Source organism: Corallococcus macrosporus, from assembly GCF_017302985.1.
GTDB lineage: Bacteria > Myxococcota > Myxococcia > Myxococcales > Myxococcaceae > Corallococcus > Corallococcus macrosporus_A.
The window spans coordinates 737757-756933 of sequence record NZ_JAFIMU010000004.1; the positions used below are offsets into that span (position 1 = coordinate 737757).

19 protein-coding genes are annotated in these 19177 nt (G+C 69.3%); 5 read left to right on the forward strand and 14 right to left on the reverse strand.

Annotated elements, in window-relative coordinates:
* Positions 1–73 precede the first annotated feature (73 nt).
* The 3 genes from JYK02_RS08200 to JYK02_RS08210 are packed head-to-tail and all read right to left on the reverse strand — an operon-like array spanning position 74 to position 3481.
* Positions 74–1600: a phosphatase PAP2 family protein gene (locus tag JYK02_RS08200; protein WP_347402448.1), complete on the reverse strand. Its 1527-nt coding sequence runs from the start codon at positions 1598–1600 to the stop codon at positions 74–76.
* A complete protein-coding gene (locus JYK02_RS08205) occupies positions 1597–2508 on the reverse strand; it encodes a fatty acid desaturase (protein ID WP_207050332.1) in 912 nt (303 codons plus the stop codon). The genes JYK02_RS08200 and JYK02_RS08205 overlap by 4 nt, the downstream gene beginning before the upstream one ends.
* The gene (locus tag JYK02_RS08210) at positions 2495–3481 is read right to left on the reverse strand and encodes a Rieske 2Fe-2S domain-containing protein (RefSeq protein WP_207050333.1); all 987 of its coding nucleotides are present in this window, start codon (positions 3479–3481) and stop codon (positions 2495–2497) included. Before JYK02_RS08210 ends, JYK02_RS08205 begins: the two co-directional genes overlap by 14 nt.
* A 146-nt stretch (positions 3482–3627) precedes the next feature.
* On the opposite strand from JYK02_RS08210, the gene JYK02_RS08215 reads away from it, so the two are divergent.
* From JYK02_RS08215 to JYK02_RS08225, 3 genes are all read left to right on the forward strand, one after another.
* Positions 3628–4815: a cyclic nucleotide-binding domain-containing protein gene (locus tag JYK02_RS08215; protein ID WP_207050334.1), complete on the forward strand. Its 1188-nt coding sequence runs from the start codon at positions 3628–3630 to the stop codon at positions 4813–4815.
* A 46-nt stretch (positions 4816–4861) separates the two neighbouring features.
* Positions 4862–5491, forward strand: coding sequence for a hypothetical protein (locus tag JYK02_RS08220; RefSeq protein WP_207050335.1), 630 nt, complete (start codon positions 4862–4864; stop codon positions 5489–5491).
* A 101-nt stretch (positions 5492–5592) separates the two neighbouring features.
* Positions 5593–5910, forward strand: a complete 318-nt coding sequence (locus JYK02_RS08225) for a hypothetical protein (protein WP_207050336.1) — start codon at positions 5593–5595, stop codon at positions 5908–5910.
* A gap of 4 nt (positions 5911–5914) precedes the next feature.
* Here the strand turns inward: JYK02_RS08225 and JYK02_RS08230 are convergent, their stop codons facing one another.
* The 7 genes from JYK02_RS08230 to JYK02_RS08260 all read right to left on the reverse strand — a co-directional run bounded on the left by JYK02_RS08230 (position 5915) and on the right by JYK02_RS08260 (position 13942).
* Positions 5915–7285, reverse strand: coding sequence for a hypothetical protein (locus JYK02_RS08230; RefSeq protein ID WP_207050337.1), 1371 nt, complete (start codon positions 7283–7285; stop codon positions 5915–5917).
* Between the two features lie 53 nt (positions 7286–7338).
* Positions 7339–9513: an ATP-binding protein gene (locus tag JYK02_RS08235; RefSeq protein WP_207050338.1), complete on the reverse strand. Its 2175-nt coding sequence runs from the start codon at positions 9511–9513 to the stop codon at positions 7339–7341.
* A 23-nt stretch (positions 9514–9536) separates the two neighbouring features.
* Positions 9537–10718 carry a hypothetical protein gene (locus tag JYK02_RS08240; RefSeq protein WP_207050339.1) on the reverse strand — a complete coding sequence of 394 codons (1182 nt, stop codon included), beginning with the start codon at positions 10716–10718 and terminating at the stop codon, positions 9537–9539.
* A gap of 2 nt (positions 10719–10720) precedes the next feature.
* Positions 10721–11452, reverse strand: coding sequence for an ImmA/IrrE family metallo-endopeptidase (locus tag JYK02_RS08245; RefSeq protein ID WP_207050340.1), 732 nt, complete (start codon positions 11450–11452; stop codon positions 10721–10723).
* The gene (locus JYK02_RS08250; RefSeq protein ID WP_207050341.1) at positions 11449–11814 is read right to left on the reverse strand and encodes a hypothetical protein; all 366 of its coding nucleotides are present in this window, start codon (positions 11812–11814) and stop codon (positions 11449–11451) included. The genes JYK02_RS08245 and JYK02_RS08250 overlap by 4 nt, the downstream gene beginning before the upstream one ends.
* Positions 11801–12346, reverse strand: coding sequence for an RNA polymerase sigma factor (locus JYK02_RS08255; protein WP_207050342.1), 546 nt, complete (start codon positions 12344–12346; stop codon positions 11801–11803). The genes JYK02_RS08250 and JYK02_RS08255 overlap by 14 nt, the downstream gene beginning before the upstream one ends.
* Positions 12347–12619: 273 nt before the next feature.
* Positions 12620–13942, reverse strand: a complete 1323-nt coding sequence (locus JYK02_RS08260; RefSeq protein WP_242588499.1) for a bifunctional aspartate transaminase/aspartate 4-decarboxylase — start codon at positions 13940–13942, stop codon at positions 12620–12622.
* 205 nt (positions 13943–14147) lie between these two features.
* Here JYK02_RS08260 and JYK02_RS08265 point away from each other — a divergent pair, with 205 nt between their 5' ends.
* On the forward strand, positions 14148–14942 hold the full coding sequence (locus JYK02_RS08265; RefSeq protein WP_207050343.1) for a GNAT family N-acyltransferase: 795 nt from the start codon (positions 14148–14150) through the stop codon (positions 14940–14942).
* Between the two features lie 83 nt (positions 14943–15025).
* Positions 15026–15715, forward strand: a complete 690-nt coding sequence (locus JYK02_RS08270; protein WP_207050344.1) for an iron-containing redox enzyme family protein — start codon at positions 15026–15028, stop codon at positions 15713–15715.
* Between the two features lie 19 nt (positions 15716–15734).
* Here the strand turns inward: JYK02_RS08270 and JYK02_RS08275 are convergent, their stop codons facing one another.
* The 4 genes from JYK02_RS08275 to JYK02_RS08290 form a co-directional block, all read right to left on the reverse strand.
* Positions 15735–16820, reverse strand: coding sequence for a LuxR C-terminal-related transcriptional regulator (locus tag JYK02_RS08275; RefSeq protein ID WP_207050345.1), 1086 nt, complete (start codon positions 16818–16820; stop codon positions 15735–15737).
* Between the two features lie 153 nt (positions 16821–16973).
* Positions 16974–17432, reverse strand: coding sequence for a hypothetical protein (locus JYK02_RS08280; RefSeq protein ID WP_207050346.1), 459 nt, complete (start codon positions 17430–17432; stop codon positions 16974–16976).
* Positions 17433–17554: 122 nt separating this feature from the next.
* Positions 17555–18394, reverse strand: coding sequence for an alpha/beta fold hydrolase (locus JYK02_RS08285; RefSeq protein WP_207050347.1), 840 nt, complete (start codon positions 18392–18394; stop codon positions 17555–17557).
* Positions 18394–19170 carry an alpha/beta fold hydrolase gene (locus JYK02_RS08290; RefSeq protein ID WP_207050348.1) on the reverse strand — a complete coding sequence of 259 codons (777 nt, stop codon included), beginning with the start codon at positions 19168–19170 and terminating at the stop codon, positions 18394–18396. Before JYK02_RS08290 ends, JYK02_RS08285 begins: the two co-directional genes overlap by 1 nt.
* Positions 19171–19177: the final 7 nt, after the last annotated feature.

Consider the following 19177-nt stretch of genomic DNA (forward strand, 5'->3'; position numbering starts at 1 on the left):
CGTCAACGCATGCAGCACGTCGTCCACGCAGGCCGGACCCCGCGCGCGGGAAGGACGACCGCGCGTGAAAGACTCAGGAGGTTTCGAGGACGGGTGCTTCGCGCAGGAAGGGCATGCGACGCGGCAGCTTCCGCGCCCAGAAGGACTCCACCGACCGGTGGAAGAGGCGCAGCAGCGCGACGCCGGGCCTTCCTTCCAGGTGGGCAAGCTCCTTCGCGGAGCGGTCCAGCAGCGCTCGGGCGCGCTGGTATTCGCTGCGCACCCAGGCGCGTCCGGCCTCCGCCGCGAGCAGGGAGTCAAAGTCTTCCGGATCATGCCCCCGGGCGCGCACCTCCGCCGCGACGTCGGCGGGGACGTTGAAGAGGCCCTGGGCCAGGTCCTCGCGCAGGTCTCGCATCACCGAGCACCAACCCAACGCCGCGAGCAGGGAAGGGGCCTCCTCCGCTCGGACCCGGGCATCCGCGACTTGCAGCATCAGTCCCACGGAGAGCCGGAAGGTGTCACCGAGTTGGGTCTGGAGGGTTTCCGCATTCCACCAGCGACCGTCGCGCACCCGCTCGCGATCCCGGCGCATCGTGCGTACCAGCTCGAACACCTGCTTGCGTGCCGCAGGGTCGGTCAGCTCCGTGAGCAGCATCCGGCCGAGCGTGGTCGCGGTGTCGTGGAACTCCGTCGCTGGGGCCGGAGCTCCGGTCTCCAGCGTGCGCAGGAGCGCGTCGATGGCGTCCAGCGGTTCGCCTTCGACCGGGCGGTCTCCATCCAGCACGTCATCCACCAACTGGAGGAAGCAGAAGCCGACCCGCGCCCTGCGCGCCTTGCTCCAGCGCCCCAGGGATTGTTGATACAGCGCGAGCGCGATGAGTCCGTAACGCGGGTGCCTGCGCGCGAAGCGGTAGAGCTCCCGCGCGCAGAGGGACTCCACTCGCACGGCTTCGAGGAAGGCGCTCCGCCGGACCCTGGGCGCCACGACATGCCACGTGCCCCAGGCGAGCAGGGCTCCAGCGATGACGTCCGCCAGGTGGTGCTCGTGGATGAGCAGCGTGGACGCCGCGATGGCCCATGCCCACAGCGTGAACAGGGAGCTCGCCACCGGACCTGAACGTTCGCGGTAGGCCAGGGCCGCCGTGCAGGCGAAGGCGACGTGGAGCGATGGCAGGTAGTTGCGCTCCAGGTTCATCGTGTCGGCTGCTTGAAAGACTTCCGTCCACCCTCCGGTGACGGCTCGTGGCGGCCAGGCCACTTCGACCGGCAGGACGAGGAAGCAGAGCGCCCCCAGCACTGTCTCCGCGCACAGCGCCAGTGCGAACGGGAGCATCTGCCGCCAGGTCCGGAAGATGAGCAGCGACAGGAGCAGCAGCGCGTCCATGCTGACGTAGACGGCGGCCCACCCGGGCATGAACGGGATGCGCTGTTCAAACGGCAGGTCCACGCGCAGGCCTCCGGGATAGAAGCCCGTCACCCAGCTCGAGCCTCCGTACACCGCTAGGAAGAACAGCGCGAAGCCGCACGTCATCGCGCCCGTGCGCTTCAATTCCTTTCTTTCGGGCCAGCCGAAGAGCGGGCCCTCCACTTGCGCCTCGGCGCCGGATGGCTCGCTCACTTCGTCTGCTCCGGGAACGGCCGGGGGCCCCGCCACATCGACAGCCAGATGCGCAGGAAGGACGGCCGGGGGACGCGCTCGTCCACGTAGCGGCCCAGGTAGAGCCAGGGTACCTGCGGGTGCCGGTGGTGCGCGCGGTGGTAGTGGTAGTTGAGGAACACCCAGCGCACCGGCGCCGCGACCCTGAGGTCCCACGCTCCTTCGCGCACGTCCAGTGGCGACCACGCGTGATCCGCGTACTGGAGCGAGCTCCAGTTCACCGCGAACGCCGCGTAGCAGAGCACCCACCCAACGAGCGTCAGGTCCAGCGCGTACGCCAGCCCCGCCTGGACCGTTACCATTCCCAGCACCTCCACTCGGATGGCCCCGCCCGGTGCGTCCTCCAGCCGCCCCAGGTACGCGTCCGCGCCCGTCTGCTCCCCGTAGCGCGTGCCCGGGCCTCTCAGCCTCCGCAGCAGGCCCGGCGCGAGCGCGAACACCAGCGCCCCCAGCGGCACGAACAACCAGTAGACGCCGGTCAGGATGACGTACCACTGCGCATACTTGAGGAAGCGGTGGTCGCCCGGGTGGAGGTAGTCGAACTGCTCGCGCGCCGTGCGGTTGTGGCGGTGATGCGTGAGGTGGAACGCTCGCTGCAACGTGAAGGACGTGGGGAAGAACGTCGCCGCCAACCGGCCCAGCCCGTCGTTGAGCCGCCGCGACGGATGCAGCACGCCGTGCGTCGCTTCGTGCAGCAGCGAGAACACCGTGTTGTTCACGTAGGAGAACACCCCCGCCGCCACCAGCCGCACCCAGAGCCCTTCCGCGTGCGATGCGACCCACAGGCACAGCGCTCCCGCGCCCATCGCCGCGACGAGCAGCGCCGCGTTGAGCGCGGCCGGAATCGGCGGAGCGTCATCGGCGCGCATCGTCCCCGTCCTCCGGCAGGCCCACGGCGAAGTCGAGCAACTGGCGCATCACCGGATCCGCCGTGGCGGTCGTGACGTTGAAGCGCATTCCGTCCAGCACGGACAGGTCCCTGCGCAGGAACGACGTGTAGAGCCACCGCGACACGCCGAGCACCAGCGCCGCGGCTCCCGGAACCCGGCCCCGCCGCGCCGCGACGGCGAGCCGCACCGAGGTTCCCTCCGCCACCGGCGTCAGGCTCGCGAGCAGCAGCCCCCGCGCCCGGCCCAGGTCGCTCTTCACCGACATCAGCGTGCCGCCATGCAGCGTCAGCTCGACGCGGATGCGGTTGCCCGACAGCGCCTTCATCAGCCGGTCGCTCGCGCCCGTGCCGATGACTCGCGACGTGTAGCGCAGCCGCAGGGTGTACCGGTCCGGCGTCTCCCAGGTGGGCGTGTCCCACAGCTCCCGGTGGTGCACCGTGCGCAGGTGCTCCAGGTCGAAGGCGTTCGCCGCCAGCGGCAGCCAGGGACAGCGCACCGTCACCGGAGGCCCCACGTTCCAGACGTGCTCCCCACCCGTCAGGTCGGGCGGGGGAAAGAGCACCTCCGTCCCGTTGAAGACGAGCACCCCGCCAAAGCGCTCCTCCACCGGCCAGGCCCGGGGCCCCGGCAGGGCGGACACGTCGCCGCGTCCCGGCGCGGCGCGGCAGCGGCCCCCTCCATCGAAGGTCCAATGGTGCAGCGGACAGCGCAGCTGCTCGCCCTGGACGGTGCCGTGCTTCAGGTGGGCCCCCAGGTGGGGACAGTGCGCCGACAGGGCGTGGACGCGCCCCTCCTGGCTCCGGAACACCACGACCTCGTGGCCTCCCACCTGGACGCCCATCGCCTGCCCGGGGCGCAGGGCGGCGGAAGGGGCCACGAGGTACCAGGAGCGCGGGCGCGAGGGTCCGGGGAGGCGGTCCGGAGACACCCCGGCCGGGACGGGAACAACCATGCCCGGACCCTAGCGGACCCGGTGTCTCCAGGGCCACGGGGGGAGGCGGTCGAGGCTGGCTTTACGCCCGGGTTCCTGGTTAGTCAGGCGCTTGTGGAACCGGGCGCGTCGCCCCGACGGGGCGGGCCTGGGAAGGGACGTGTGACATGGCAGGCGAAACGGCGGGCAGCGGACGGGGCGGTTCGGCACGGGGCGGCACGCTCCAGGTGGTGCAGTCCCTGGCGGCTCAAGGCGAGCCGGAGCGCGCGGCGCAGCTCTACGAGGAGCTGGGCGCGGCGCAGCGCGAACGCCTGCGCAAGGAGGCCGCGCAGGGGTCGGCGAAGGAGCGCCACTGGCTGGTGGACGTGCTGCGCCGGGCTCGCGACTTCACGGGCGCGGCGCGGCTCTTGGACGGCAGCGGCGACGACGTGTCCGTGGCGGACCTGTACGCGCAGGGCGGTCAGTACGTGGCGGCCGCGGAGGCGTACCTGCGCGCGGGCGAAGTGGAACGCGCCGCGGCGGCCTTCGAGCGGGGTGGGGCGCTGGAGCGCGCGCTGGAGGTGTACCGGGGCCTGGGGGCTCGCGAGTCCATGGCGCACTGCCTGGTCCGCCTGGGCCGCCCCTTCGAGGCCGCGGACCTCTACCACGAGCTGGGACAGGCCCACGCGGAGGCCGAGGCGCTGGGCGGCGTGCTCGCGGAGGATCCTCGCTACGTCGAAGCGGTGCTGCGCACGTGCAAGGTGCTGGACGCCGGCGGCTTCACGCACCGGGCGCTCGCGGTGCTGGCGGACGCGCTGAGCAGCTCCGAGCTGCTGCGCGCGGATCCCGTGTTGGTGACGGAGAAGGCGCGGCTGTTGCGCCGCATGGGCCTGGACGTGGAGGCGGAGGCGCTGCTCGCGCGGCTGGCCGCGGGCGCGACCGTGCCCGAGGCCAGCGGCTACCGCTTCCTCAAGGCCATTCCCATCTTCGGCGAGCTGACGCTGGAGGACATGAAGGACCTGTACCGGCTGGCGCGGCCCGTGACGGCCACGCCGGGCTCGGTGCTGCTGGAGAAGGGCGCGCCCGGCACGGGCCTGTTCGTGCTGCTGGAGGGCACGGTGGACGTCTTCTCCGGCAACGAGCCGAACGCGCGGCACCTCAACACGCTGGGGCCGGGCTCGTTCCTGGGGGAAATCTCCCTCGTGCAGGATGGCCCCGTGTCCGCGAACGTGCGCGCGAAGACGGCGGTGCGCGCGCTGCGCATCACCCGTGAGAGCTTCCAGCACTTCCTGGCCACGCACGACGCGGCCTCGCTGCACATCTACCGGCTCTTCACGCAGAACCTCGCGGCCCGCGTGCGGGCGCTGAGCGGGTGACGATGGCCGTGTCACCCGTGGGGCGCGCTTGCTACGGTCCCGCACCATGGGTGATTCGACACGGCTCGAAACCGCACGCAACGTGCGCGTGGCGGCGGAGTTCTGGAAGACGTGCGCGGCGCTGCAGGGCCGGAACGCCTTCCTCGACGCGGTCCTGCTGAAGGGGCCCACGAAGGCGGGGGAGCTCCAGCTGGCGCTGCCGGAGTCCACGCGGCTTCTGGGCTACGCGAAGCAGGAGCAGGAGTACCTCGCGTTCCTCCGCACGGTGGAGCCCTTCCTGCCCCGGACCCCCGAGGACGGATACCGCTCGTGGGGCGAGGCGCTGTTCGAGTCGGAGGCCCAGGCGCGCTGGCACGTCACGTTCCACTTCGGCGCGAAGCCCCAGGTGCGCGTGCGCCGCGCGGCCTGGGTGGACGTGAGCCTCAAGGGCGCGAAGCCCCTGGTGGCCTTGAAGAAGCCCGCGGGCGGCAAGGGCGAGGTGCTCTTCGCGCACGCGGACACCCGCTTCCAGGGCCTGCGGGTCGTTGGCGACGTGCTCCACGTGCGCAAGGGCCACCTGGGTTCGCCGGGGCGCACGTCCTCCAAGCGCTACGCGTACTCGGGGCTGGCGAGGGCCGCCGCGGAGCGGTTGATGACGAAGCTGCGCCAGGAGGGCTTCCGGCTGCGCAGGGCCTGACCCTGGTGGGGAGGCAGGCGAGCATGGCCGGGGGCCCTTCATTGGACCCGGGTCCATCCCCATCCTCCTGGACAACCCTCCATGTCCGGAAGGATGTCCCGATGGCTTCAATCGACGCACTGAGGCAACAGGCTCGCGCGAACTGGCGCACGTGGTTGGTGTGGGTGGCCACGCCCATCGCCGCGCTCCCGCTGCTGGGAGTGGGCAGCCGTCGCCGCATGGGCCTCGTCGCCGAGGTGGCCGCCGGGACCGTGGGGCTGGGCGTCCTGTCCCTGACGTTCATGGCCCTGGGGCGGCTCCCCCGGCCGGCCGCCAGCCCGGCTGCCGACAAGCCGTGGAAGCGCGCGCCGAAGGACTTCCCCATCTCTGGCTCGATGGTTCCGGAGGAGTTCTCCGCGTCGATGCTGTCCGGCCACTGACGCTTCAGGGCCGGCGCTCGATGCCGATGGCGATGGAGGGGCCGGTGAGGGCCTCTCCCGTGCCGTCGGAGAGCGACACGATGCCCAGGCTGGCGGAGAGCACGGTGGTGCCGGAGCCGCCGGTGCCCTTGAGGAAGCTGCGCACGCCCAGCTCGCCGAAGCCCCATCCGCTGGCCGAGCCTCCGCCCGCGCCGAAGAGGGAGAGGCTGGGCGTGAGGGGCACCTGGACCTCGCCCCGCCCGGAGCCGAAGCGGAACTGGTTGTCGCGCGAGAGGATGGCGGAGTTCCAGGCGATGTGGAACCCGTCGAGCGCGCCCAGCCGCAGCACCTGCTGGAAGGTGGGCCCCGCGTTGGAGTCGCACACGGTCTCGGGTTCGAGCGGCTCGTAGGTGATGGGGTCGTACGTGTACCGCGGGGCGCACTCCTTCTGCCCGAACTGCCCGCCCGCGCCGAGCCCGACCTCCAGGAACGCGGTGGAGTAGGCGGCCGCGACGTACGCGGAGCCCGGCGTGTGGCGCAGGCCCGTGCCCAGGCCGAAGCCCACGGGGTCGAACTGCGCGCTCAGCACCAGCGGCAGGTCCCCGGGCCGCCACGCGATGAACGCATCCAGCAGCAGGCCGCCCGCGCGAGCGGAGTTGCCCCGCCGCGTCTTCGCATCCAGCGCGAGGAAGGGCCGCGCATGGAAGCCGTAGCGCAGGCGCGGCACGCCGGGCTCGGGGAAGAAGAGGCGCGCGGTGGCCGGGGCGTCGGTGACGACGGCGGTGTCGCCGACGCGCACGTTCTCGCCTCGGCCCAGGCGGGCGATGGCGGTGTCCTCGCGTGACTCCACGACCCGCAGCACCACCTCGCGGGAGTCCTGCGTGCGGATGCGGACGCGAGTGTCTTCCCTCAGGCCCGCCGTATTGCCCCCGGAGAGGGTCACGTCACCGTCGTTGACCGCGGTGACGGTGACCCGGGTGGAGGAGGGGGCCGCCTGGGGCGGAGGGGCCTGGGGGGGCGGCGGCGTCTGGGTGACGACGGTGAGGTCACGCGCCGCGCCCAGCGCCGAGGCCAGCGAGTCCGGCCGAGGCTGCTCCGGTGTGGCGAGGGAGAACGCATGGGCCTCCTCGCGCTGCTCGATGGCGAGCAGGGACTGGCCCACGACGACGAGCCGCACGAAGCGCCGGCCCTCTTCCACGCGCCGCACGAGTTGGGGCGCCGTGCCATCGAGCTTGAGCACGGCGATGCCGCCACGTCCGAGCGCCGCGTAGGTCACGCCCTGGTGGACGACGGAGTCGAGGACAGGTCCCAGGCCCAGTTCTTCCGTGGCCCGTGAGACCGGGGACGCGGGAGCCTGGGCGACGATAACGGAGGCAAGGAGCGCGGAGACGGGCATGACGTCCCGCTGTATATCGCTCCTGCCTTCCGGTGTTCCTGGCCTTTGGGTGACTAATCGACGAGCAGCCGCTTCACGGGCGCGGGGTCCACGGCCACCATCAACGGCCGGGTGAAGCTGCTGAAGGACACCAACGCCTGTCCTGGTGCGAGCCGGGAGACCCGGTTCCACAAGCTCTCATCGATGCTGCCCACGCTCTTCTTGAGTTGGCTGATGACAGCGCCATCCGTGATCTTGTGGATGATGAAGTTGTTGAGCAGGGCGAGCACTTCGGGAGGCAGGTGTTGAGGGAGTTGCGTGACGAAGACGAGCCCCAGCCACCGCTTGCGGCCCCGCTTGGCGATGCGTGAAACCTGTTCGAACAGGACAGGCATCTGCGAAATGCGACTGGCGGACAGGAACTCGTGTGCCTCCTCGATGATGATGAGCACCGGCGTTACTTCGCCACCCTCGCGGTCAGCCTTTTCGTAGGCTGCCTCCTGCCGCTCTTGAAGCCCACGCAGGATGTCCGCGATGACCAGGTTGTTGAGCTGCGGCGAGTCCGTGTCCGACAGGTCGATGACGGATACGCGGCCCGGGCTGAGCATCGCGTCGTACTTCACACCCGAGGACGTGCCGCGATCGAAGATGTTGAGCCGCTTCAGCCGGTAGAGCTTGCTGGCCAGGGCCTTCCAGCTGATCTCCGTGCGGCTGCTCGCGGCGTACACACGCTGCATCACCATGCCGGGATTGCTCTTGAACTCGCTGTAGAGCTGTGGCCCGGACGGCACGGGGGTGGAGGCCTCTTCAGGCTCCTCGCCAAGTCCCAGGTCCGCTTGTACCGCGGCGCGCCGGCGAGAACCCGTTCGGGTCCCCGTGCCGCGGCTCTCTGACCTCCCTTCATCACTGAGGCTGTAGATGTAGGCCGTCACCACGTCCAACACGTGTTGGATGGTCATGCGCGGATAGCCGGTGGTCAGCTCATCCAGGTCCATCACCTGCCGCTGCTGCTCAGGGTCCCTGGGGTCGGATGGGAAGATCTTGAAGTCCTGCAGCAGCAGCTTGGTGACGTCGTAGGCCTTGATGAACCGCTCGTGCTGCGCCTCCGACAGCTCCAGGATTTCCGCGAGCGCATGCGGAGACAGGCTGGAGAAGTTCAGCGAGAAGCGGTGCAGCGCGCGGTGCCGGGGGTTGCGCGTCTTGCGTCCGTCCAGGTGGTGGATGTGGAGCTCTCCCACGCCTTCGGCTTTGTGCCCCCGGCGATGAAGCGCTTCCAGCATCGCCTCATGGCTCGTGGGCTGGTCGATATGGGTGTACTCGCCCTCCACGTCGAACACGATGGTGGCGATACCCTCTCGCTGTGCTCGGTGGATGAGCGTGGCGACAGTGGTCGACTTGCCGCCGCCCGTCGTCCCGATGATGCCCGTGTGCCGGGGCAGGACGGACTTGTCGCGCGGGTTGAGGCTGGCCTCCATGCCCTCGTAGCCCACCACCATGCCAAGGTTCAGCTTTCCGCCCACACCCAGCACGCGCGCGCTCTCTTTCTCATCCAGGATGAAGACGGGGCTCTGCGGACGTGGCCGGAAACGTGGCGGGTGCAAGGTCCCCCGCACCTCCTCGCCCAGGAGTTCCACCTCGGCTCGGCCGTGATAGTCGAACGTATAGGTCAGCTTCTTGCCCTGGGTGACCACGCCAATGGCCATGGAGGAATTCGCGGGCACGGCGTTGGGCTCCGCGAAGGGTCCGCTCACGACGACGCCCAGGTAGGAACGGCCATCCTCCCGGGACTTCACGCGCACCAGCGTCTGGGAGGCCAGCCGGGGCACGTCCTCTTTCGTCGACAACACGGTGATGAGGTTGTCGTGGCTGGACGAGGTGTCGAAGTGGGTGAAGCCCACCGCGAACGCCAGCTCAGGATCGGCCTTCACCGCTTCCTGGGCCTCCTTCTGCGCGGCAGCCAGCGCGTGAAGGACCTCCGAAGGCGTCTCCTGGACGACGTTGTTCTTGGGGATGGATGGCCGGCCTCCCGTGGGGGGCACGGAGGGCGGAGCTTGCGTCGGACGCCCTGGGGTTGGCACGGCGGCCGTGGGAGTGGGACGCGCCCCGGTGGGGGCAGGAGGCCGGATGGCATTGCTGGCCGGGCGGATGTTGCCGTTCAGCGGATGCGGCGCCTGCCCGTTGCGGAGGTTGTTGCCATTGTGCGGTGGATACGGCCCCGGGCTTCCAGGGCCTCGGCCATTGTCAGACATGGATGTCTTCCCCCTCGATGGGACTAGCGGCGCAGCTTGCGAACGTTCAGGTACTGGAGGCTGGGATCGGCCTGGGCGTAGGCGTCCTGGACGAGGCCATGAAAGCCGTCTTCGCCGAAGACGCTGTGACAGGTCATCGAGGCGACATCCAGGAGCATGGGGTAGCCCTGCTCGGGCCGCAGGATGCTGTCCGCCATGGCGATGCGCACCGCGAAGTGGACATGCTCCTGGTGCGCGAAGAAGAGGCGAGGCGGGGAGTTGTTCGATGCGCGGTACAGCCCCATCACGACCTGGGGGCAGTAGCGGCGGACGAAGCGGGTCGCCTTCACAAGCCCTTCGTCGTCATAGCGCCAGCCATCGAGGATCTCCTGGCCATAGGACTCCAGGGTTTCGAGGATGGCGTACTCACCCGTGTCGAGTGAGTGCCCCAGCGTGAGGAACCCCCGGTGCTCCAGCTTGTCCGTGACGAAGACGAACTTCTGCTGCCGGTCGATGAGGTTCGCGAGCATCTCGAGGGATGCATCCAGGAGCGTCCGGTAGCCGGAGCCGGTAACGAGCTCATATGCCAGCGGATTGCCACTGCCGATCCGCCATTCCGACTGGAGCCGTTCGGCCAGGATGGCCCGCTCCGCGTAGGTGCGAATGCCTCGGGTCGCGAGCCTCGACAGGCTGTCCTTGTTGCGAGGTGCCTTTCGCGAGCGGATTTCCCGCTGCTCGATGTACTCACGGGCCTGCTTGAAGGGGTCGTCCATCTGGAACGTGACCTCCTTGCGGAACAACCGCTGGGAGAAGGTCCCGGATGAGCCGCCGTAGCCGACCGCCGCGATGCCCAACTGCGTGATGCCAAGAGCCAGTGTGTCGTGTGACACGGCACGTCCGTTGACCGCCTCGACGTTGCCCCGGAACAGGTAGCCGTCGTGGACTGCTCGCAGCTGTGCCTCCGTGGCGTGGTAGACGCCGGCACCCTTGGGCGCATGGGGACCTGTCTTCAGGAGCGGCAGCAGTTCCTTGCGCACAGCGGCGCGGAGCACGTCCTCCTTGCGCATGGACCCGCCGACCTGCTCGCGGAAGACCCGCAGGATGTCTTCCACGTCCAGCCCGTTCGCCCATCGCCCGATGTCGAGCGTCTGCAGCAGGGTTTCGCCGAAGGACGCGAGGAAGTCGCCGTCTCCCGCGAGCTCGCTGTCATCCAGGGGATCAGGCATGGCTAACCCGGGTTCCTTTCACCCAGCACCGAGGACAGGGAGAAGCGCGGCGCTCCCTCTCGTTGTGCCAGCACCCGCGCGTAGGCTTCCGCCTTTCGTGGGGGCAGGCCAAACGAGTGTTGGAGTCGAGCGATCCGCTCCTCGTGAGGACCTTGCTTCATGACCTGCGTTGCGACGGCTTCGGGAGCAAGCCATTCAAAGGCAAGACGGTCCGCGCGTTGTTCCACACGCAGGACATCTCCTGTGGAGATGTCGCCCAGGTCATCCCGCTCCATCAGGTGGATCTGGGCCTTCAGGGGAACACCGTCCAGTGCGGAGGTCAGGAGTTCTTCCTGCGTGGGCTTCTGCTGGAGATCGAGGACCGGCAGGATGCTGTCGCCGAAGAAGCGCAGGGCCTTCTGCCGCGGGACCAGGTGGTCGAGGACGAAGTGCGCCAGCTCGTGCGCGGCCGTGAAACGCTGGTCCTCGAGAGAGTCCTTCCGCGAGTAGAAGAGGAAGGCGGTACCTTGCAGGGCCACGATGCAGCCATGAATGTCCCGGTCATTGCCTTCCGGCATGGATTTGCAGCCACGCCGGGACAGGTAGGCACGAACGGTGTGGCCGGTGACTTCATCCAGCGCGACGAAGCTCACGCGCAGCACCTTTTGCGCGTCCGCGACGATGGCGCGCGGAAAGGTGCTAGGGGAGGGAAGGCCCGCCAGCTGAAGGGCATCCCGCAGCCAGCGTTCCCTCATGAGTTCTTCTCCCGGTCGCGTGCCGCCCGCAGCACGGCACGTGCTTCGGGTTCCAGGGGGCTGTTCTCCGTCGCGATGAGTGCGGCGGTGGCCTCCATGTCGCGCAGGACCCTGGAGAGTTCGAACCCGTCGATGCCGAAGTGCTCGGCGATCTGATTCACGTGCTCGGAGAAGGACTCGCCTTCGGGCCTCCGGCAGAGGGACACCCAGTGGAGCGTTTCCACGGTGCAGCCCAGCTTCTCGGCGAAGGCCTGGACCGACAGCTCCTCCAGGTCCCGGTACCACGCGAAGACGGAGCCCAGCATGTCGGGTTCCCGCGCACCACGTTCGGCCGCTGCTTCCAGCCAGTCAGGATTCATCATGGGTGTCCTCCTCCTTTCCGAGCCGCCTCAGCTGCTTGAGGAGGCGGTCGCGGTTCTGCTTCACCACCCGCTTGCGCTCGGGCGCGGGCAGCCCTGCCTTGCCCAGGGGGCGGGCCAGCTCCAGGGTGGAGCTCTCTCCTTGGAGGATGAGCCGGAGGACCCCCTGGTCCTCCTGCGTCATGTTGCGGCGTTCGAGTCTCTTCAGGGCCAGGGCGGTTTCCACGGCTGCCTCCATCTCTTCATTCGGAGGCCTCGCCTGGAGTTCGATTACGTCCGCGAATTTTTGTTCGCGCAGGACCCGGCGCTGCTGGGAACGCCGTGAATCCAACACATTCCGCCTGGCCACCAGCATCAGGTAGCTGCGCAGGAGGGACTGGTCCCGGTCGTAGCCGTCAGGCCGACGCAGGTACTCGATAACCGCCTCCAGGGCGCACGCACGGGCCTCCTCGGTGTCGCACTTCATCTCCGAGGAGAGCGTCTTCAGCATGAACGGCACGAAGAGTTCGAAGACCTTCGCGTTCGCGACAGGCATCCGCTTCAAGACCTGGTCGTGAAGCGCCCACTCCTCTTCCCTTGATGGATAAGTCATCCCCCAAACCTCACTGACATGCGCACGCCCGCTTTCGGGTTGGCTACGGTCCGTCAGGACTTTCGCTACAGCCCTGGAGAGTTCGACGGCGGAGCGTCTCCGTCCGAGCCGGGAGGTTGGCGAGGTCGAGGATCCGTGTCTGTACCTCGGAAGGGGTACTGCCTTTGGGTGCAATGGGTCCTTCGCGATCCCCCCGGATCGAAAAAGACACCTGTTTCAATGCAACGCGTGTGTCTCACCCTGGCAGATGCGCTGACAGCGCTTCTTGTAGACGTCGTCCTTGTCCAGGAGTGAGAACAGCGAGAACAACGTCATCTGGAGCTGCTGGGGCAGGGACAGCCCCGCGGTATGGCTCAACGCCACCGCCCGGCTGTCCGCCACCATCCGGTCGATGAACTTCAGTCTCCCCGGATGCGACGAGACAGCGCCGTAGCGCGCCTCCAGCCGCGAGCGGGCCTTCGCGGGCTGCTTCGCCAGCGCCTCATCCAGGATGTTGTCTTCATGCAACGCCACCACGCCCAGCCGCCAACCCGTGCAGCCGAAGTGTTTGGAGTACGAGTAGACCAGCAGCGTGTTGCGCGGCAGGTCCGCGGCGAGCGAACGGAAGCCGTTCACGAACGTGCCGTAGACGTCATCCGTGATGATCAACAGGTCCGGCCGGCGCTTTCGCACCAGTTCCACCAGCTTGTGCACGGACTCCTTCCGCATGGCCACCGCGCCCGGGTTGGACGGGTTGACCAGGAGGAACGCCTTGATGCGCGGGTCCTCCAGCTTGCGCAGCTCCGCGTCCGGGTACTGCCAGGTGTGGCGGCCGTCCTTCGTGGTCGCGCTCTGCTGGAGGTCCACCGTGTGCAGCGGGAGCTCGTCCAGCCGGGGGATCGCCTGATACGGCGCGAAGAGGGGCGAACCCAGCGCGATCGTGTCTCCCTTGTGCAGCAGGCCGTTCACACCCAGGGCGCGGAAGACGTAGCTCATCGCGGCGGTGCTGCCCTCGACCGCGAAGAGGTCGAACCGGCCGGACGGCGGACGGCCCGTGAACAACTCCCGCGCCAGGTACTCCTGCACGATGCGCTCGGCATGGGGGAGCATCCGGTCCGGCACCGGATAGTTGTCTCCGATGACGGCGTCAGTCAGCTCCCAGACGAACCGGTCCGGATGGAAGCCCAGCGTGTGCTCCCCGTACGTCAGGGCTCGCCGTAGCAACTGGACCGCGGGCTCGTCGTCGCTCGCGTCCAGGAAGTCATGCAGGCGTCGGGCGATGCCTGGAGAGCGGGGCATGCCCGCGAGCCCCACGCCGGGCTCGTCCCAAGCGCGCCGGCTCTCCGCGAGCGCGAACTGGCCCAACAGGAAGAAGGCCTCTCGCGGCGTGGTGGCGATCCAGTTGGGGTTGCCCCGGCCCGCGTCGAGCATCATGGCCTCGCGGGTCTTCACCGCCTCGTCCGCGACCTGCGGGAGCGCGTCCTTCAGCTCGATGGGGCTGAGCTTGCGCAGCTCACGTTCGGAAGGGGCTCCCAGGTCCTCGGGTGTCTGCTCGGTCATGGCGTCCTCCTCCAGCGTCCGTCCAAGGTGAATCACCCGTGGGACGTGGACCATGCGCCGTGGGGTGGGGCGGGCGGAGGCAGCGGGCGGTTGGCCGGGCTCATTGAAAAAAGACAACCCGTGAGCGCACTCGGGCCAGCAGCGACGAATGAAAGGTCGGGGCCGGACACACAGTCCGGCAAGCACCGTGGAAGCGAGACCCGCCATGTCTTCATGGAGTTGCCGTGTCGCGACAGCACAGCGTGAACTGGATGACGCGCTCCGCGTCCGTTACCAGGTCTTTGGCGAGGAGATGCGGATGCTGGGGCCCAAGCGCCCGCGTGCGCCGCGCGAGGCGGACTGCTTCGACACGCTTCGGACCACCTCCCATGTCGTCGTCTACTCGGGCGAGGAGGCCGTCGCGACCGCCCGGCTGCTGATGCCCAACGCGGAGGTGGCTGCCTTCGCGGACACGCTCGTGGGGCTCGACATCGAGAAGAAGCTCGACCTGTCTGGGATTGTCGCGCCGGGCCGCGTGTTCGCGGAGACCACGCGTTACTGCGCCACCCGGGGCAGCCCCCACTCGACGGCGCTGCGCCTCCAGGCGGGCCTGTACCGCGAGAGCCGTCGGCGCGGCGTCACCCACTGGATCGCCGCGGCCAACATGGAGACGGACTGCCCGGAGGAGGCGGACCTCTACTTCCAGGCCGCCGCGCACCAGGGCTGGGTGAGCAGCGAGTTCCGTGTGCGGACCCGGGAGTTCCCCCCGCCGCCAACGGAACCCCGTGCGGCACGCCTTACGGCGAAGCAGCGTGCCCACGCCCGCCAGGGCCACCTGGACGCGCTGCGCATGCCGCGCATCCTGTCGCTGTTCGCGGACAAGATGGGCGCGCGCTTCATCGGCCCGCCGCACTTCGATCCCGCCTTCAGCCGCTTCACCGTGCCGCTCGTCGCCGCGCTGGATGCGATTCCCCAGCGGACGCTGGAGCTCTTCGACGAACTGGACGCTGACGCCGCCTGAAACAAGGCCGGCGCGCTCCTCCTCCCTTCACCTTCAAATGCAGCACCCCGCGGGCCTTCACGGGCCCCTGTCAGGAGACGTGTATGTGCAAGCAGCCCAGGAATGAGCAGACGGCGAAGACGGACTGGTTGGATTCCCTGCGGCACGAGGCGCGGATGCTCGTGCACGATCTGGACGCGACGCCCGGCGCGCAGCGCCTCTTCGAGGGCCGCATCGGTCAGGACGACTATGCCTATTACCTCGTCCAGACGTACCAGTACGTGCGCTGGAGCACCGAGTTCCTCACCGAGTCCGGCGAGCGCATGAAGCGCGAGGGCAAGCACACCGCGCTCGCGGACCTGCTGCTCCAGAAGTCGCGCGAGGAGAACGGCCACGAGAAGTGGTTGCTCAGGGACCTGGAGGCCCTGGGCTGGACGAAGGAGCAGGTGGAGCAGGCACCGGTCTGCTCCGCGGTGCGCGCCTACGTGGAGTGGAACCGCTTCACCACGCTGTCGGGCGTGCCCACCGCGTTCCTGGGCACGGCCTACGTGCTGGAGTACCTCTCCGTGAACCGCGCCACGGACGCCAAGGACCGGCTCATCGCCAACAACGGCATCCCCCACATCCAGGACGCCGTCCTCTTCCTGCGCGGCCACGGCGCCGCTGACGGCGACCACGTGGCCGAGCTGGAGTCCGTGCTGCGCACGCTCACGTCCCCGGAGGAGCAGGCCGCGCTGCTGCTCTCCGCGCGCACCACGCGCGCCCTGTTCCCGAAGTTCTTCCGGGCCCCCTGAGCGCGCGCTCCGGACCTCCTCACCCCGGCTTCTGTCTCCAGGCGGCCTGGTAGAGGAGGTCCGTGCGGCTCTCGATGCCCAGCTTGGGGAAGACATTGCGCAGGTGCGTCTTCACCGTGTTGAGCGTCAGGCCCAGGTCCTCGGCGATGGTTTCGTTCGTCCAGTTGCTGAGGACCCCCTGCACCACCTCCACCTCGCGCTTGGAGAGCTTCTGGCGCCAGGGCTCCGGCATCGGGATGGCCCGCGAGCACTCCTGCAACACCAGCACCCAGGGGCGGCTGCCGCGCTGCTCCGGCAGCTCCACGAACGTCACCTTCAAATCGAACTTCCCCCCGGAGCGCGTCCATGTGTCCATGCCCAGGGTCCGCTTCGTCCCCGGTGCCCGGAGCCGTGTCAGGTGCTCGCGCAGCTCCTGGGGCAGCCGCGCGTCGTTCGCCTTCAGCTCCTCCGGGTACCAGCGCCGCAGCAGCTCCGTCGCTCCGGGCGTCCGCAGCTTCTCGTGCTCCGGGGGATCCATCACGACGCACTCGGCGCCCTGGTGGCGGAAGAGGGCGTCCAGGAGGTCGCCTCGCGTCGCCTCGTTCCCGAACAGCCGGCAGTTGCGCACCGTGTTCGCCAGGTACGGGGTCAGGTCCTCGAGGATGGCCTGCTCGCGGTCGGAGAAGGGCAGGGTGTGCTCCCGGTACAGCGTGAAGCCGCCATGCCAGTCCTGCCGCAGGTCCAGCAGCACCGCCATCACGTGCTCCAGCGGCAGCCCCATCTCCCGGCAGCGCAGGTACAGCAAACTGCGCTTCAACTCCTTGCGCGACAGAATGTCCGAGTCGCGCAGCGGCACGTTGGGCTGCTGCATCACCGACTCGCGCACGAAGTCCACCGCGGCCAGCTCCGGGTAGTGCGCGAAGAGGATGCCCGGGGCTCCCAATCCCAGCCACTCGTAATCCCCGGGCCGCTCCGGCCTGGACACGCACACCGCCGCGTAGTCACAGGGCAAGAGCTGCGCGATGGTCCCCTGGGACCGGGCCAGCACCTCCGTCAGGTCCAGCGAGCTGGACAGGGTGCGGGTCAGCTCGAGCAGGAGCGCCTGTTCGCGCTCGGTGAGATTCATTCGACGGGCCTCCTTCCATCCGGTCCGTGCAAGGACATACCGGTGGTGGGGGCCGGGGGTCTGTACCCCGCAATAGGTATGGACGGGCTTCGCACCTCCGAAGCCCGCCCACGCCTGTCGTTCATGGCGATGTCTGTCGATGCCGGGGCGGCGCTAGTTGCCCGCGCTGCCTTCCACCGGCGGCGTGCCCGTGGTGGGGCTGACGGGGCTGCCCATCTTCTTGTTCTGGTCCCAGGCCGGCGGCGTCACTTCCATCTGCGCGCCCTTGTTGCCCGGAGTGCCCGAGTTCGGCGCGCCCGGCTTCGCGGCGGCCGAGTGGTCGCTCGTGCTGTTGCTCCCCTGCTCGGTGGAGCCGGAGCCGCCGACGCCTTCATCCACGCTGCTCGGGGCCACGGCGTTGTCGTCGGCCTCGTCCGCGGGCTTGAGGTCCTCGGTGTCCGAGGAGGCGGCGCCCGAGCCGCCCGTGCCCTTGTCCCAGCGCTCCGCGCTGTCCTGGGGCGCGTCCGTGGACGGCTCCTGCATGGGCGGCGTCTCGTGGTCGGTGTGGCTCTGCGCGAACGCCTGTCCGGAGAAGGCGAGTGCTGCCAGTGCTGCCATCAGGGGGAGCTTCATGGGTGGCTCTCCTTCGAAGAACGTGTGTGCTTCGAAGGTGGCGACCGTTGGGTGGGAAACAAGCGCTTGACGCACACCCGCCCCCAGGCCGCGTCCCCGCTCGCAGGGCGGGCAGCCGGCCTTCAGCCCGCCAGCGCGCGCGGTGGCACCGAGCCCACTGCCCACGCGGTGAGCTTGCGCAGCAGCTCCGCGCGGTCCTCGGGCACGGAGAAGAGGTGATCCGCGCGCGGATAGAAGGCGTAGGTGACGCGGCCCTCCAGCTTCAGCGGCGAGAGCATCTCGTAGAACTGGCGCTCGTGGTTGAAGGACAGCCCCATGCCGCCGGAGAACACGAAGCACAGGCTGACGCCGCGCTCCATGAGGTGCTTGTAGTCCTCGGTCAGCCGCGAGCGCTCGGGGTACTCGCGCGTGTAGACCTCGTCGGCCTCACCGGCTTCCCGAAGCTGGGCGGGCAGCTTGCGCTTGCGCAGGTAGCGGGTCCACCGGCGCGGGCTCAGGTAGCGCAGGTGGAAGCGCAGGTGGTAGCCCAGGGTGCGGTACGTGTACCCGTCGATGAAGGCCGCGGCCACCACGCGCTCGTCGGCCACCGTCACCGCGTGCGCGCTGTCCACGCCGGAGCACAGGCCGATGAGCGCGAAGCGCTTCTGGCCCTTCTTCTGCTCCAGGTAGTCGAGCGCCGCGCGCGTCTCCTCTCGGGCGCGCTGGAACTCGTCGGAGCCGCCTTCACGGCGCGGGCGGCTGTCGCCCAGGCCGGACAAGTCGAAGCGCAGCGTGGTGACGCCGCGCCCCGCGAGCTGCCGGGCCAGCTCCACCCACAGCCGGTACGGCCCCACGTGGTGGTTGAGGCCCACGTTGGACAGCACCACGGCGGGCGCACCCGGCAGGGCCTTCGCCGGGTCGGGTTCCGTGATGACGCCCACGAGGCTCTGCTCGGGGCCGAAGGTACAGATGCGCTCGCGCATCACGCGGCCTCCTTCAGGAGCGTGGTGATGGTCTGGAGGATGCGGTTGGACAGGAGCGCGGACTCCTGGCCGCCCGCGCCCTCCTCGGGCACCAGGTGGTGCTGGAAGGGCAGGCCCGTCGACTCCAGGCGCTCCTGGAGGCGCTGGTATTCGGGCCGGGGCGCGCCGGCCACCAGGTGCGTGCGCGTCGCGGGCCACGCGGGCAGCGCGGCCAGGTCCAGCGCGAGGATGTCTTCGCGCAGGGCGCGGGGGAACGCGAAGCCGAGCAGCTCCTGGCGCACCTCCAGCGGGCTCTGGGGCTGAGGATACAGCGTGCGGGTGGCCCGGCGCGCCTGGAGCAGCTCCAGCTCCTGGATCCACGCCTCGCCCTGGACCAGCGGCTCCCAGAGTACGAGCGCGGCGGTGGACAGCCCCTCCGCCGCGGCCCGCACCGCGAGCGCCGCGCCCAGGCGCAGGCCCACGAGCGCCACGCGCTGCACGCCCGTCACGTCCTGCAACTCATTGGCGGCGTGGCGGATGTCCTGGACCCACGTGGCCACGCGGCCCTCGTGGACCTCTCCGGCCGAGTCCCCCGTGCCGTAGTAGTCGAAGCGGAAGACGTGGAAGCCCTCCCGCGTGAGCATCCCGGCCAGCTTCCGGAAGGCCCAGTGCGTCAACATGTACTCCTGGGCGGCGGGATAGCAGAGCACCACCCCGGTGGAGCGCTCGGCGCCCTGGGCGGGGTGGTGGATGCCAAAGAGCTGTCGTTCGGAGCTGCCGAAGAAGCAAGGCGTCACGGTCTGA